The organism is Enterococcus camelliae (assembly GCF_042685105.1).
In the GTDB taxonomy this organism is placed as follows: Bacteria; Bacillota; Bacilli; order Lactobacillales; family Enterococcaceae; genus Enterococcus_G; species Enterococcus_G camelliae.
Genome location: NZ_JBHUMO010000025.1, coordinates 25,826 through 41,365 on the forward strand (window position 1 = coordinate 25,826; position 15,540 = coordinate 41,365).

The 15,540-nt window shown below is 39.4% G+C and carries 17 protein-coding genes and 1 tRNA gene; 17 read left to right on the forward strand and 1 reads right to left on the reverse strand.

The annotated features are described in order from the left end of the window. The first annotated feature begins 1 nt into the window (after position 1). The 17 genes from ACFSR0_RS03850 to ACFSR0_RS03930 all read left to right on the forward strand — a co-directional run bounded on the left by ACFSR0_RS03850 (position 2) and on the right by ACFSR0_RS03930 (position 14,518). Complete coding sequence (locus ACFSR0_RS03850; RefSeq protein ID WP_379980088.1) at positions 2-394, forward strand: OsmC family protein; 393 nt, start codon at positions 2-4, stop codon at positions 392-394. A gap of 152 nt (positions 395-546) precedes the next feature. After that, positions 547-2,298, forward strand: a complete 1,752-nt coding sequence (gene recQ, locus ACFSR0_RS03855; protein ID WP_379980090.1) for a DNA helicase RecQ — start codon at positions 547-549, stop codon at positions 2,296-2,298. A gap of 148 nt (positions 2,299-2,446) precedes the next feature. After that, a complete protein-coding gene (locus ACFSR0_RS03860; RefSeq protein ID WP_007209168.1) occupies positions 2,447-2,863 on the forward strand; it encodes an Hsp20/alpha crystallin family protein in 417 nt (138 codons plus the stop codon). Between the two features lie 273 nt (positions 2,864-3,136). Further along, positions 3,137-3,715 (forward strand): thymidine kinase, encoded by a 579-nt coding sequence (locus ACFSR0_RS03865; protein WP_379980092.1) that lies wholly within the window; start codon positions 3,137-3,139, stop codon positions 3,713-3,715. A gap of 12 nt (positions 3,716-3,727) precedes the next feature. After that, the gene (gene prfA / locus ACFSR0_RS03870; protein ID WP_379980094.1) at positions 3,728-4,801 is read left to right on the forward strand and encodes a peptide chain release factor 1; all 1,074 of its coding nucleotides are present in this window, start codon (positions 3,728-3,730) and stop codon (positions 4,799-4,801) included. Continuing rightward, the gene (gene prmC, locus ACFSR0_RS03875) at positions 4,794-5,627 is read left to right on the forward strand and encodes a peptide chain release factor N(5)-glutamine methyltransferase (protein WP_379980096.1); all 834 of its coding nucleotides are present in this window, start codon (positions 4,794-4,796) and stop codon (positions 5,625-5,627) included. The genes prfA and prmC overlap by 8 nt, the downstream gene beginning before the upstream one ends. Positions 5,628-5,799: 172 nt before the next feature. Further along, the gene (locus tag ACFSR0_RS03880) at positions 5,800-6,843 is read left to right on the forward strand and encodes an L-threonylcarbamoyladenylate synthase (protein WP_379980099.1); all 1,044 of its coding nucleotides are present in this window, start codon (positions 5,800-5,802) and stop codon (positions 6,841-6,843) included. A 79-nt stretch (positions 6,844-6,922) separates the two neighbouring features. After that, complete coding sequence (glyA, locus tag ACFSR0_RS03885) at positions 6,923-8,164, forward strand: serine hydroxymethyltransferase (RefSeq protein WP_379980101.1); 1,242 nt, start codon at positions 6,923-6,925, stop codon at positions 8,162-8,164. A 136-nt stretch (positions 8,165-8,300) separates the two neighbouring features. After that, a complete protein-coding gene (upp, locus tag ACFSR0_RS03890; RefSeq protein ID WP_379980103.1) occupies positions 8,301-8,930 on the forward strand; it encodes a uracil phosphoribosyltransferase in 630 nt (209 codons plus the stop codon). A gap of 97 nt (positions 8,931-9,027) precedes the next feature. Next, positions 9,028-9,100, forward strand: a tRNA-Thr gene (locus ACFSR0_RS03895). A 95-nt stretch (positions 9,101-9,195) separates the two neighbouring features. Beyond that, positions 9,196-9,570: a hypothetical protein gene (locus tag ACFSR0_RS03900; RefSeq protein ID WP_379980105.1), complete on the forward strand. Its 375-nt coding sequence runs from the start codon at positions 9,196-9,198 to the stop codon at positions 9,568-9,570. 106 nt (positions 9,571-9,676) lie between these two features. Further along, entirely contained in the window at positions 9,677-10,855 is a 1,179-nt protein-coding gene (locus ACFSR0_RS03905; RefSeq protein ID WP_379980107.1) for an FtsW/RodA/SpoVE family cell cycle protein, read from the forward strand. A gap of 17 nt (positions 10,856-10,872) precedes the next feature. Further along, positions 10,873-11,247 (forward strand): arsenate reductase family protein, encoded by a 375-nt coding sequence (locus tag ACFSR0_RS03910; protein WP_379980109.1) that lies wholly within the window; start codon positions 10,873-10,875, stop codon positions 11,245-11,247. After that, a complete protein-coding gene (locus tag ACFSR0_RS03915) occupies positions 11,229-11,573 on the forward strand; it encodes a glycine cleavage system protein H (RefSeq protein ID WP_379980111.1) in 345 nt (114 codons plus the stop codon). Before ACFSR0_RS03910 ends, ACFSR0_RS03915 begins: the two co-directional genes overlap by 19 nt. Positions 11,574-11,937: 364 nt before the next feature. Further along, positions 11,938-12,969, forward strand: coding sequence for a methionine ABC transporter ATP-binding protein (locus ACFSR0_RS03920; protein ID WP_379980113.1), 1,032 nt, complete (start codon positions 11,938-11,940; stop codon positions 12,967-12,969). Then, positions 12,962-13,648 (forward strand): methionine ABC transporter permease, encoded by a 687-nt coding sequence (locus tag ACFSR0_RS03925; protein WP_379980115.1) that lies wholly within the window; start codon positions 12,962-12,964, stop codon positions 13,646-13,648. Before ACFSR0_RS03920 ends, ACFSR0_RS03925 begins: the two co-directional genes overlap by 8 nt. A 21-nt stretch (positions 13,649-13,669) precedes the next feature. Continuing rightward, the gene (locus tag ACFSR0_RS03930; protein WP_379980117.1) at positions 13,670-14,518 is read left to right on the forward strand and encodes a MetQ/NlpA family ABC transporter substrate-binding protein; all 849 of its coding nucleotides are present in this window, start codon (positions 13,670-13,672) and stop codon (positions 14,516-14,518) included. Between the two features lie 46 nt (positions 14,519-14,564). Here ACFSR0_RS03930 and ACFSR0_RS03935 read toward each other — a convergent pair whose 3' ends face one another. After that, positions 14,565-15,395 (reverse strand): helix-turn-helix domain-containing protein, encoded by an 831-nt coding sequence (locus tag ACFSR0_RS03935; RefSeq protein WP_379980119.1) that lies wholly within the window; start codon positions 15,393-15,395, stop codon positions 14,565-14,567. Positions 15,396-15,540 lie beyond the last annotated feature (145 nt).

Consider the following 15,540-nt stretch of genomic DNA (forward strand, 5'->3'; position numbering starts at 1 on the left):
TATGTCTCTTGAAACATTAACTATTCAAAAAGGAAAAGAAAAATTTGAATTATCTGCAAATCCCACAAATTGGGTTTTGGCCAGAGGTTCTGGCTATTCACCAGTTCAAATGTTGGTCACAGCAACGGCAACATGTGGTGGTTACGTGTATGAATCGGTGTTAGAAAATTCAAATGTGCCATTTGAATTTGAAAAAATTGCCGTTTCTTATGATCGCAACCAAGAACAAACGGCGCAACCAGTTTCTGCGATTGCGATTACGTTTTTTGTTCGTGTACCAGAAGCATTTCAAGAAAAAGCACAGCGTTGTGTCAAACTTGTCTCACACAATTGCCCAGTGATTCAATCATTGGATAAAGGGATTGAAGTTAGTGAGAACGTTGTTTTTATCTAACTCACCACACCCCTATATCTTTCAAAAACCTAGCATGAAATGGTCTTAGGATCATTCATGCTGGTTTTTTTTGAGAGAAGGCATTTCTGAATAATTCAACTAGGTTTTCGTGATTGTTTTGGCTATAATGAATAAATGAAAGTGAGGCAATTATGGATTCTTTAACACAACAATTAAAAGCAACCTTTGGCTATGACCAATTTCGTCCAGGGCAATTGCCGATTATTAAAGATCTTTTAGCAGGTGAAAACGTCTTGGGTGTCATGCCAACGGGTGGTGGAAAATCCATCTGTTATCAGCTACCAGCTATGATGTTAGAAGGATTGACCATCGTCATTTCGCCACTAATTTCATTAATGAAAGACCAAGTGGATAGTTTAAAAGAAATGGGAATTGCCGCAACTTACGTCAACAGTAGTCTCTCTTTTTCTGAGATGCAACAGCGACTAGGAATGGCAGCGAGAGGGGAAGTTCAGCTGTTATATGTAGCACCTGAACGATTGGCAACGACAGAATTCACCGAGTTGCTCCGACATATCACCATTTCATTGGTTGCCATTGATGAGGCGCATTGCATTTCTCATTGGGGCCATGATTTCCGTCCAAGTTATTTGTATTTAGCCGAGTGGTTGCAAAGCTTCAACCCTTCTCCGACGATTGTCGCACTTACAGCCACAGCTACCCCAGAGGTGGCTCAAGATATTTGCCAACTGTTGCATATTTCGCCAGAACGAGTCATTCAGACGGGATTTGCACGTGAAAATTTAGCGTTTCAAGTCGTGAAAGAGCAAAAGGATGTTTACTTATTAGAGTACTTAAAAATCAATCAGAAGCAATCTGGAATTATCTACGCTAGTACCCGCAAAGAAGTGGAGCGATTGTATCATTTGTTGCAACACCATCATGTATCCGTAGGCAAGTATCATGGCGGATTGAGTGAAGAGGAACGGTCAAGCAATCAAGAGGCTTTTTTATTTGACCAAGTACAAGTGATGGTTGCGACCAATGCTTTTGGTATGGGAATTAATAAGAGCAATGTTCGTTTTGTCATTCATGCGCAAATCCCCGGTAATATCGAATCGTATTACCAAGAAGCTGGACGAGCGGGACGGGATGGCTTACCAAGTGAAGCTATTTTGCTTTACGGCGCTCAAGATTTACAAATTCAGCAGTTTTTTATTGAGCAATCAGAAGCGCCAATTGACTATAAGCAAAACGAATATTTGAAATTGCGTGAGATGAATCAATATGCGCATACGCAAATGTGTCTGCAATGTTACATTCTTCGCTATTTTGGTGAAACAGGTACGGCGTGTGGCAAGTGTAGCAATTGCCTAGATGAGCGTGAGGCAATCGATGTCACACAGGAAGCACAAAAAGTATTGTCTTGTGTCAAACGGATGGGGGAACGCTTTGGGAAAGGGTTGGTTAGCAAAGTATTGACAGGCTCTAAAGATCAAAAAATTAGTCAATGGAAATTTGACCAGCTAACGACATATGGGTTATTGGCTACTTGGTCACAAAAAGAAGTCACAGATTTGATTGATTATCTGACGGCAGAACAATATCTCATGTTATCTGAAGGCCAGTACCCGTTACTAAGTGTTTCTGCAAGTGGTGTGGATGTTCTACGAGGAAAACAACGGGTTTATCGCAAACAAACAGTCGTTAAACAGCTAATTATAGATGATGAATTATTCGAGCGTTTGCGTCAGCTACGCTTAACGTTGGCTCAAGAACAGGGGTTGCCACCCTATGTCATTTTTTCTGATAAGACTTTGCAAGAAATGGCACAGAAACAACCAACTACTACACTAGAACTTCTTCAAATAAAAGGCGTGGGCCAAAATAAGCTGGATAAATACGGCGCTGCTTTTTTAGCAATCCTCCAAGAGAATAAATAATTTTTAGCACTCAATATAATAGAGTGCTAAATTTTTGCATTTTTTTAGAGGGTGAGTACAATAATAAGTGTAAGGAAGTGAGAGGCTTCCAGACTTACAGGTGTTGCCGCTTGTAAGAAAAAACCAATTTTGAAAGGGGAAATAGAAAATGGCAAATGCAGTATCAAGATATGATGGTGGGTTAGCAAGAATGGATGATTTATTCGACAGTTTCTTCCCTAGATTTTTTGGTAATGACACATTTCAAGTTGACATTAAAGAAAATGATGCCGAATATGAATTAACAGCCGATTTACCAGGATTTAAAAAAGAAGAATTAAATGTGACTTATGATCATGATGTTTTAACAATTGCAGCGGAACGCAACAATGTTGTGGAAGACAAAGACGAAGAAGGACATTTCGTTCGGCGCGAACGTAGTAGTCAATCGTATCATCGTCAATTTATGTTAAAGGGAATTGATGAAAGTGCCATTGCGGCAGAATTCAAGGATGGTGTGTTAACCATGCAATTACCAAAACGAGCAGATGCGAAAGAACCATTAAAGAAGATTGAGATTAAGTAACCTTTTAATGAAGAATTCATCTAGAGGATGCGGACTCCCAAAAATTAGGCCGACAAGTCAATTTTTGGGAGTCTTTTTTTATCAGTGATTGTTTCTACCATTCGCTGACAAAGGACAAATATTTGAGGGAAAAAAGAAAGAACAAAGCGGAGCAAGTCAACGAAAAAATGGGCACGGTAAAGTGGTTGTTCAAGACAAAGACCAATGTTTCCACTGTAAAAAATCTGCTATTTCAAGTATAATACCAAAGAAGCTAAAAAAGGAGTCGCAGAAATGGCACAGTTATTTTTTAAGTACGGCGCAATGAACAGTGGCAAGTCGATTGAGATTTTAAAAGTGGCACACAATTATAAAGAACAAAACAAATCAGTCATTTTGATGACGAGTGCTTTGGATACGCGGTCGGGAGTGGGCAATGTTTCTAGTCGAATTGGATTAGAGGAGCAAGCCATTCCTATTTTTGAGCAAACCAACGTTTATGACGTGATTTGCAAATTAGCAATACCACCTTATTGCGTGTTAATTGATGAATCGCAATTTTTGCAAAAACACCATATAATAGAGTTAACCCAAATTGTCGATGAGTTGAACATCCCAGTGATGGCATTTGGCTTAAAGAATGATTTTCGCAATGAATTATTTGAAGGCTCAAAGTATTTGTTATTATATGCAGATAAAATCGAAGAAATGAAGACGATTTGTTGGTTTTGTCATAAGAAAGCGACGATGAACTTACATTATATTGACGGAGAACCTGTTTACGAGGGAGATCAAGTTCAGATAGGTGGCAATGAAGCCTATTATCCTGTTTGTCGCCACCACTATTTTCACCCCAAACGAATGGAAGAATAAAGGAGAGCAAGTATGTACGATCAGTTACAAGCGATTGAAGACCGTTATGAAGAACTAGGAGAATTATTGAGTGATCCAGATGTTGTTTCGGATACGAAACGCTTTATGGAGTTGTCAAAAGAAGAAGCCAATACCCGTGAGACAGTAGCAACTTATCGCCGCTACAAAGAAGTTGTTCAAGGAATTGGAGACGCCGAAGAAATGCTAGGGGAAAACCTTGATGCTGAAATGGCGGAGCTGGCCAAAGAAGAGCTCTCTGATTTGAAAAAGGAAAAAGAAGCATTAGAAGAAACGATTAAAATCCTCTTATTGCCAAAAGATCCTAATGATGACAAAAATATCATTATGGAAATTCGTGGTGCAGCTGGTGGGGATGAAGCGGCTCTTTTTGCCGGTGATTTGTTTAATATGTACCAACGCTATGCTGAATCTCAAGGCTGGCGAGTAGAAGTGATGGATGCTAATGTGACAGGGATTGGTGGCTATAAAGAAGTAATTATGATGATTACCGGTGATAACGTTTTTTCAAAATTAAAGTATGAAAGTGGTGCGCATCGTGTGCAACGGGTTCCATCAACGGAATCACAAGGCCGCATTCACACGTCAACGGCGACTGTTGTGGTTATGCCTGAAGCAGAAGAGGTCGAATTGGATTTAGCCGATAAGGACATTCGGGTGGATATTTATCACGCATCTGGTGCTGGTGGTCAGCACATCAACAAAACAGCCTCTGCGGTTCGTCTAACTCATTTGCCAACAGGAATTGTCGTCGCCATGCAAGATGAGCGTTCACAGCTAAAAAATCGCGAAAAAGCGATGAAAGTGTTACGTGCACGAGTTTACGATCAATTGCAGCATGAAGCACAAAGTGAATACGATGCAAACCGTAAGTCCGCTGTTGGTACTGGGGATCGCTCGGAACGCATTCGGACTTATAACTTCCCACAAAATCGCGTGACTGATCATCGAATTGGCCTAACGTTACAAAAACTAGATCAAATCTTGGCAGGGAAATTGGACGAAATCATTGATGCATTGGTTCTTTATGATCAAACATCGAAATTGGAAGAATTGCAAAATGGCTAAGAGTTACTTTCTGACGATAGAAGAGGCAAAATCTCAACTGGAATCGCATGGCAAAGAAGGCTATGCGATTCAATCTGTTTTCCTTACAAGAAAAAATTGGGACAAAACCAAGTGGTTATTGCACATGCACGAACCGATTCACCAAGCAGATGAACAGCAGATTGCCAGTGATTTGGAGCAATTACTAGCAGATATTCCTCCACAATACTTGACTGGACAAGAAGAATTCTTTGGAAGAGTCTTTTTTGTCAACGAATCCACGCTGATTCCTCGGCCTGAGACAGAGGAATTGGTGGAGCAGTGTCTCCAAAAAGTCACAGCTGAAACCTGTCGAGTGGTGGATATTGGCACTGGGACCGGTGCCATAGCGGTAACGGTAAAAGCGGAACGTCCCTTGTGGCAAGTAGCAGCAGTAGATGTGTCGGTTGAGGCTTTAGCAGTTGCCAAAAAAAATGCGCAACACTTGGGAGTAGCCATTGATTTTTTCCAAGGTGATACGCTAGGTCCTGTCCAACAGCAAACATGGGATGTAATTATCGCCAATCCACCATATATTAGTTATGAAGAATGGCCATTGATGGATGCCAGTGTACGCAAATTTGAACCAAAGCTGGCCCTCTTTGCCGAAGATCATGGGTTGGCAATGTATAAAAAAATTGCACAACAGGCCCAAGTATGTCTAGATGAGCAAGGGTGGCTTTTTCTAGAAATTGGGTACCAACAAGGCGCAGCAGTCCAAGCTATTTTTCAACAGGCTTTTCCTAAAAAAGAGGTTCAAATCAAAAAAGATATGTTTGGCAATCCGCGAATGGTTCTTGTGCATTGATTGTGGATACTGTGGAAAAAAATACTAAAAGCAAGTATAGCAAGAAAAAGAAAACAAAGATATACACAAAAAATTCGGAAGAAAAGTGATTAAGGTTATCCACAAAATGTGGATAACCTGTTGAAAATGTGAATAACTAAATGTTTTAACCGATAAGGGGTGTGGATAAACGGTGGAAATTCAAAAATTTTCGGCAGACGAAGTTAAAAAAGCAGCAAATGAAATAAAAAAGGGTGGCTTAGTGGCATTTCCAACGGAAACAGTGTACGGATTGGGAGCGAATGCCTTGAATCCACAGGCAGTCAAACAAGTGTATCAAGTGAAAGGTCGCCCGAGTGACAATCCACTCATCGTTCATGTGACAGGCTTTGAGCAAGTCAAAGCGTTTATTGCAAAAAGTCATCCATTGGCGGAAAGTTTGGTGCACCATTTTTGGCCGGGACCGCTGACGCTTATTTTGCCTATCAAACCGGATGCATTTGATGCCGTTGTGACGGGTGGATTGAATACGGTTGCTTTTCGTATGCCCAATCAACCACTCACCTTGGAATTGATTGCCGAAGCAGGTGTACCTTTAGTAGGTCCGAGTGCCAATTTATCTGGTCGTCCAAGTCCAACAACGGCTGATCATGTGATTCATGATTTTCAAACGACGATTGCAGGCGTATTAGATGGTGGCCCAACCCAAATAGGAGTTGAATCGACGGTTCTTGACCTGAGTGATGAAACAAAACCACCCATGATTTTGAGGCCTGGTGCCATTACCAAAGATATGTTGGAACAGGTCTGCCAATCAACAATTCTGATTGATCAACATTTGGTTTCTGAAGAGGAGGCACCCAAAGCACCCGGGATGAAGTACAAGCATTATGCTCCAACGATTCCTGTACAGATGGTCTCTGAGCACCAATGGGAAGAAGTGGCTACTTTTTTAGCCACGCATCCACTACGAGCAGGCATCTTAGCGGGGCCAACTGCGTCTGGAAAGGTCAGAGGGGAAGCCGCAGCAGTGTACATGTATGCAAATGATTCCATTGAGGCAGCTACTCGAGGATTATTTTCTGGATTGCGCGCATTGGATGAAAGTCAAGGTGGCTTGGATATTCTCTATGTTGCCAGTTATCCTGAAGAGGGATTAGGGGTTGCTTATATGAATCGCTTGAAAAAAGCTGCTAATCACATGTATTTTACGAACAATAAATCAGAAAATTCCTGATTTTTTCAGAGAAACCTAGTCGCTTATTTTTTCCTGTGTTACAATTCACGTAATATCATTAAAGGAGAGTGCAGTGTAGATGGACTATCGAGCTTTTGATCCAGAATTATGGACCGCAATTGATGATGAAGGGGTACGCCAACAAAATAATTTGGAGTTAATTGCTTCCGAAAATATCGTATCGGCAGGGGTTTTGGCTGCACAAGGCAGTATTTTGACCAACAAATATGCAGAAGGGTATCCAGGCAAACGCTATTATGGTGGCTGTGAGTATATCGATGTGGTGGAAAACCTCGCGATTGAACGCGCAAAAGAACTATTTGGAGCAAAATTTGCCAATGTTCAACCACATTCTGGTTCACAAGCGAATACGGCTGCCTATTTATCTTTGATTGAATCAGGAGACACGGTTCTTGGGATGGATTTAGCTGCTGGTGGTCACTTGACACATGGTTCTCCAGTTAACTTTAGTGGCAAAACATATCACTTTGTGAGCTATGGAGTAGATCCGACTACGGAGGTCCTAGATTATGATGTCATTCGAATCTTAGCGAGAAAGTATCAGCCTAAATTGATTGTGGCAGGAGCTAGTGCCTATTCTCGTACCATCGATTTTGCCAAATTCCGTGCGATTGCAGATGAGGTTGGAGCAAAATTAATGGTTGATATGGCGCATATCGCCGGTTTAGTTGCTGCAGGCGTGCATCCAAGTCCAGTTCCTTATGCAGACATCACCACCACTACCACTCATAAAACATTACGTGGGCCACGTGGCGGGCTTATTTTAACAAATGATGAAGACTTGGCCAAAAAAATTAACAGCAATGTTTTTCCTGGTATTCAAGGTGGTCCGTTAGAGCATGTTATTGCCGGAAAAGCAGTTGCATTAAAAGAAGCCTTAGCACCAGAATTTAAAGAGTATGCAGAACAAGTGATTGAAAATGCGAAAGCGATGGCGAAAGTCTTTAATCAGACCCCAGCCGCACGTTTGGTTTCTGGTTCAACAGATAACCACCTCTTATTAATTGATGTTCGTGGTTTTGACATGAATGGAAAAGAAGCAGAGCAATTGCTTGATACGGTGAATATCACTGTTAATAAAAATTCTATTCCATTTGAATCGCTAAGTCCCTTTAAAACGAGTGGTATTCGTGTAGGCACACCGGCTATTACGAGTCGAGGCTTTAAAGAAGATGATGCGATCAAAGTTGCAGAATTCATCGTTCAAGTATTGAGTCATCCAAAAGATGAAGCCGTACTCGCAGAAGTGAAAGGGAAAATAAAAGAATTGACGGATCAACACCCAATCTATAAAAAGTAAAAAATGTTAGAGAGTCCATTTTTTTATGGATTCTCTTTTTTGAGGATTGTTTTATGTTATAGTAGAAAACGGTAAAATTCTTTGCGGCATTCATAAAGTTGTTTTACAATAAAAGAAAACATAAAGGAGAACTGACATGGGAAAATTTCAAGTGATTGATCATCCGTTAATTCAACACAAACTGACCATTATCCGCGACAAAAATTGTGGGACAAAAGTATTCCGCGAGGTTGTTGATGAAATTGCGATGCTTATGGCATATGAAATTTCAAGGGATATGCCTGTAGAGGACATTGAAATTGAAACACCAATCGTAAAAACTGTTCAAAAAACCCTTTCTGGGAAAAAAGTAGCCATCATTCCTATCTTACGTGCGGGAATTGGGATGGTAGATGGTATTTTAGAATTGATTCCGGCTGCCAAAGTAGGTCATATCGGAATGTATCGTGATGAAGAGACATTAATTCCTCATGAGTATTTTGTCAAATTGCCAGATGATATTGACAGCCGTCAATTGTTTGTTGTTGATCCAATGTTGGCTACTGGTGGTTCAGCGATTATGGCTATTGATTCACTAAAACAACGTGGTGCAACCAATATTAAATTTGTTTGTCTGGTTTCTGCTCCCGAAGGTGTAAAAGCTTTACGCGATGCGCATCCAGATGTTGATATCTACACCGCCGCTCTAGACGACCATCTAAATGAAAATGGCTACATTGTACCTGGTCTTGGCGATGCAGGTGACCGTTTATTTGGTACAAAATAAGTACAATCGACTAAGAGAGAGTAGGTTTTTTCCTATTTTCTCTTTTTTTCTCTTTACAAACATCTTATTCTTGCCTATAATCGTGTATGTGGTTTTTGCCAGCTTAGCTCAGTAGGTAGAGCAACGCACTCGTAACGCGTAGGTCGTAGGTTCGATTCCTATAGCTGGCACTAGAAAAATGTTGGTTGTCTTAAGTAGGCAATCAACATTTTTTTGCACTTTCGTGTAAAATAGAAAAGGAATAAAGAATTAAAGGAGCTTACACATGATATTTATTTTAGGGACATTGGTTCTTTTTATTATCAGCATTAAATTGTCTTCTTTTTTGTCAGTTGGATTTTTAATGCTTCATTTTAAGATGAAACGTTATTTTCAACATATGACGGAAGAAAAATGGCGTCTTTATTTTCATAAGATTGGTTCTAAAGGAATTCTTTTCCGGATGATTGGGTATTATTGGGTAGCATTGCTCTTATTGGCCTATTGGAATATGAATTATTTTTGGAATGGCAGTGCGCCTTACGCCATCACGTTATTGATAGCTGGTGGATTTCATCTGCTTTTTAATTATCAAACGAAAAAACAACAATTTCAAAAAATTATTCATCAACAACAATCCGATTCATCCGATGAGAACTAACATGAATCAAAGAAGCTTAAGTTTTTATTGAATGCGTACAACGAAGCCTTTTCAGTGCTAGCGAACTAGCGCTATAATGAAAAGAACAAATGGAAAGAGAGAATTCATGGAAAAAAATAGCAGAACGAGCAAAAAAATAGATAGTCGAATTGATTATGGTGTGATTTTACCTGTATTTTTACTTTGTTTGATTGGCTTATCTGCCCTTTATGTGGCTTATGCTCAAAACCCAAATTATAAAGGCAGTTTAGTCGCTGGAGTAGCGACGCAAGCACTGTGGTACGTCGTAGGTATGGTTGCGGTAATCATTATCATGCAAATAAAATCGAAAGTTCTTTGGCGCCTCACCCCTTTTATTTACGGTGGAGGGTTAGCGATTATGACCCTATTACTAGAATTTTATGACCGTGGTCTGGCTGAATCAACAGGGTCTAGGAACTGGTTTCGTATTGGTCGATTTACATTGCAACCAGCTGAATTGATGAAGATTGCGTATATTTTAATGATGGCACGTGTTGTTACTTCTCATAATACAATCTATCGTCAACGAAATTTGACCTCTGATTTATTGTTGATTGGTAAACTTTTTTTAGTCACGTTGCCGGTATTACTTTTAGTTTTGTTACAAAAAGACTTTGGAACAATGTTAGTGTTTTTAGCCATTTTTGGTGGTATTTTTTTAATGTCCGGAATTTCTTGGAAAATTGTGCTCCCAGTGATTGTTCTTTTCTTAGTGGTTGTAGCGGGAACGCTGTTTCTAGTTATTAATGAAGATGGACGTCAGTTGCTTTCAAATTTAGGACTGGTCAAAAATTACCAGTTTAAACGAATTGATTCTTGGCTGGATCCTTTTCATGATATTCAGGGGAGTTCTAGGCAAGTAGCCACAGCGATTATGGCCATTGGTTCTGGTGGTTTGCTAGGAAAAGGATTTAACGTGAGTGATGTCTATGTATCTGTTCGGGAATCGGACATGATCTTTTCTGTTATTGGTGAGAATTTTGGGTTCATAGGTAGTACGCTTGTTATCTTTTTATACTTTATGTTGATTTATCGCATGATTCGCGTATGTTATGATACGAATAATGAATTTTATGCGTACATTGCATCAGGAATTATTATGATGATTTTGTTCCACGTATTTGAAAATATTGGTGCTAATATTGGCTTGCTTCCGTTGACAGGGATTCCATTGCCATTTATCAGTCAAGGTGGATCTGCTTTACTAAGTAATATGATAGGGATTGGGTTAATCTTGTCCATGAAATTCCAAGCAAAAGAGTAAAAAGGGAGTGAAGAGCGATGGTGACAGTTTACGGCTACCCGAAATGTTCAACCTGCAAAAAAGCCATGAAATTTTTACAAGAAAAGAAAGTACCTGTGGAACTCATTGATATTGTGAAAAACACACCTTCTGCAGAACAAATTGCCTCGTGGATTGAAGCAAGTGAGTTACCGATTCGACGTTTTTTTAATACTAGTGGCATGCGTTATAGAGAGTTAGGCTTGAAAGATAAAGTCGATGGGTATACACTAAAAGAGGCTTGTGAAGTTTTGGCTTCAGATGGCATGTTGCTAAAGCGACCAATCTTATTAAAGAACGGTCAATTTGTGGTAAATGGATTTAATGAACAAACGTATGAAGGGGTGCTCGCATCATGGAAAAAAAATGTCTAAAAAAAGTAGATAACTTATGGGTCTTATTTAATGGGAAAGAATATTGCATTGGCTTAACGAAGGAAGCGCAAGACGAACTGGGCAAAGTGACGTTTGCAACATTGCCTGTGGTGGGCAAGGAAGTAACAGTTGGCGACACGTTGTTAGAAGTGGAAGCTGAAAAAGCAGTGAATGAATTTGTCAGTCCTTTAAGTGGCATCATTTCATCTGTGAATGATCAAATTGCTGAAGACGTGGATGTGTTAAACGCTGAGGACGAAATGAACGCTTGGTTCCTAAGCTTAAAAGACGTTAGTGCAGCTGACTTTGAGGCATTAAAAGATTAATTAGAGAGTTAACATTGACAAGTTAGGAAGAGGCTTGCTATAATGTGCTCAATAGAAAAAAGCAACGAATAGATGAGTATAACTTGTTTAAATGAAAGAGAGCCCCGCTTGGTGGAAAAGGGTATGGCGACAAGGTAGAAGATGGTCTATGAGCAAGAGCAAGTGAGCCTTTAGGTGAACAAGCTACGGGTACACCCGTTATTGTGTAACGATATCGACACTAGCTAGGTGTTCCGTATCGGTGGAGGTTCTATTATTAAATAGAACGAATTAAGGTGGTAACACGGCAGCGAATGCACGTCCTTTGTACGAATAACGTACAAGGGACGTTTTTTTTTAAACTAATACGAAAGATGGGAGCAAAATGGCCGTAATTGAACTAAAGAATGTAAAAAAAGAATATGACGGAAAGAATGGGGCCATTCATGCGGTGAATGGTGTTTCATTAAAGATTGAACGTGGCGATGTATTTGGTGTAGTGGGTTATTCAGGGGCAGGAAAGAGTACGCTCATTCGTATGTTAAATGGCCTTGAATTACCAACCGGTGGCGAAGTTATTGTAAATGAACACACCATTACGAGCCTCAAACCCAAAGAGTTACGAGAATTTCGAAAAAAAATTGGCATGATTTTCCAACATTTTAACTTGTTATGGTCTCGTACGCTCCAAGAAAATGTTGAATTACCCTTGGAGTTAGCTGGTGTTCCTAAAAAAGAGCGGACCAAAAAAGCGAGTGAGTTACTAAGCTTAGTGGGTTTAGAAGGGCGTGAAAAAGCCTATCCTGCTCAACTATCAGGAGGACAAAAGCAGCGTGTCGGTATTGCTCGTGCACTAGCTAATGATCCGGAAATCTTACTTTGCGATGAAGCAACGAGTGCACTCGATCCTCAAACAACAGAAGAAGTGTTGGAGCTTTTGCAAAAAATTAATCAAGAATTGCATTTAACAATTGTCTTAATTACACATGAGATGAATGCTGTCAGACAAATTTGCAATAAAGTGGCAGTGATGGAAGAAGGAAAGGTGGTAGAGGAAGGCGACGTCGTGTCACTTTTCCGTAATCCCCAGAAAGAAGTAACCAAACGATTTGTCCGCCAAGAAATTGATGATCCCGTCGATCCTGAACTCTTAGCAACGTTCATTCAAGAAAATCCGAATGGTCGCCTTGTTACCTTAACATTTACTGAAAACAATGCGAATATTCCTGTTATATCTCAAGCCATTCGCCAGTATCAGATTGATGTAAATGTAGTGTTTGGAAAAATCGAACAAGTCAAAGAGGGTTCAATTGGTTCACTAACGGTTTTATTAACAGGAGATGAAACAGAAATTGATCAAGCCATCACCTTTTTTGAAACAAAACATGTCGCAATCGAGGTGATCAAACATGCATAAATCATTTGCTGAAACGTATTTTCGTTTTGACCAAGTGGACTGGGAAGCGATGAAACAATCGCTGTATGACACGTTATTTATGACCATTGTTTCCACTATTTTAGTCATTATTTTAGGATTACTCTTGGGCTTAGCTTTGTATAGCTTAGGAAGACAAAAACACCTTTCATCCAAAATCTCATACACCGTTGTTTCAATTGTCAGCAATATTTTTCGATCAACGCCCTTTATGATTTTAATGGTCCTACTGATTCCTTTCACGACACTTTTAGTTGGAACAATGCTCGGTGCTAAAGCCGCGATTCCGGCATTAGTGTTATCCGCTGCACCTTTTTACGCCCGCCTGGTAGAAATTGCCTTGCGAGAAGTTGATGCGGGTGTGATTGAAGCCGCCGAAGCAATGGGGGCGAGTTATTGGCAAATTGTTTACAAAGTATTGATACCTGAAAGTATTCCAGCGTTAATCTCGGGAATTACCGTGACAACCATCACCATGATTGGTTATACAGCCATGGCTGGAACAATTGGCGCCGGAGGGCTGGGTTCATTGGCTTGGCAAGAAGGATTCCAACGTGGCAATTACACCGTTACAATGGTAGCAACCGTCATCATCTTAGTGATTGTCTTTATTGTTCAAGCAATCGGAGATACGTTGACGAAAAAAACAGATAAACGATAAAAAAAATTGGGGGAAATGAACATGAAGAAAAAAGCATTGGGAATTATTTTAACAGCAGTCGCAGCCGTTACATTGGCCGCTTGTGGCAGTAGCAAATCAAGCTCTAGTGATTCAAGTAAAGAAAAGACAACGACGCTAACCATTGGGGCTTCAAGCACACCACATGCCGAAATATTAGAAAAAGCCAAACCGTTACTTGAAAAAGAAGGAATTAAATTGGACATCAAAATTATGGATGACTATGCTATTCCAAACAAAGCTTTAAACGCTGGAGATATTGATGCCAATTATTTCCAACACATTCCTTATTTGAATCAAGAAAAAGAAAAATATGGGTATGATATTGTTAATGCTGGAGCAGTTCACGTTGAACCGATGGGGCTTTACTCACAAAAAATCAAAGATATCAAAGATTTAAAAGATGGCGCGACCATCATCACTTCGAACTCTACTTCCGATTGGGGTCGTATTTTAACTATTCTTGAAGACAACGGTTTAATTACGTTGAAAGATGGTGTGGACAAGCAAACAGCTACCTTTGATGATATTGCAACCAATCCTAAAAACTTGAAATTCAATCATGATATTGCTCCTGCAATGTTGGCAACCGTCTACCAAAATGGTGAAGGCGATCTCGTGGCTATTAATGCGAACTTCGCATTAGGTATCAACTTGAATCCTGAAAAAGATGCAGTCTTGTTAGAAAAAGACAATACTCCTTACGTAAATATTATTGCTGTCCGCAAAGGGGACGAAAATAAAGCAGCCATCAAGAAATTAATCGAAGTCTTACATTCAGATACCATTAAAGACTATGTCAATGAAAAATGGAAAGGCTCAGTTCGAATTGTCGATGCAGATGCAAAATAAGTTGTAAAAATAGGCTCTTCAGTCAAAAATGACTGAGGAGCCTATTTTATGGAAAAAGGAAAAAAGCAAGCAATAGAGAATACTGGTCAATAACACAAGGATAGTTCTTTTTAATAATGATATAGCGCTTACATATTGTTTCATAAAGATGTCTAGGAATCCCCCAAGGATATAGTGCATGGAAAAATAAAAAAAGACGACCGAGTTCACATTTCTCAGTACCAGAAAAAAGGTAACATCTTTTTCTGGGGATATGTAGCCATAAATTTCTAGAAAATTGACTATCAATAGGGTAAGCTTCAATACCCAAGATGAGCTTCCATAAATATTCATAATTTGCTTCGCTTTCAAAAAAGAATGATGTCGGGTGAGAGTTATTTACAGACAAGTGATGATTTAATGAACTATTCCAGATGCTTTTTTTTTCTGATATAAGGGAGAACAAAGTTAATTCGATATTATCTAGGGTTGGTAAATCGAGTTGTTTGAAAGCAACTATGGGAATAAAAATCGTTCGACGTTGAATCTCAGCTAATTTAGATGTTGGGTGACTGAGGTGTTCGATTTGGATATCAAATGCTTGTAGCCACTCTTTCAGTTCCTTCATTTTACGAAAGAAAGTGGATTCACTAATGTAGAGTATCTGGATGAGATCTTTATTAAAAATAAATGGATCGCTAGTCATACGATAGAGCAGTTGAAAGTGGAGACTCTCTTGTATATTCTTTTGAAAATAGCTTACATAGTCATCTAAGGACGTCAAAGTTTCAGCGACAATAAATTTGGAAGAAGTTCGTTCATTATGTGATGGCTTAGTTGCTATCTTTAGCTGGTTCATTTTATTTTGATTTACGCTCGAAAAAAATAAGGTATACACGACATAACCTCCTCATATTTTAAATAACTATTCATATTTAATTTATCAAAAGTTAAATAATAAAAATTTCCAATTTAAAGGAAATAATTTGCAATTCAGAAATATTATCGATTATTTTTTACAAAAAAACAGCGTACAAAAAAAG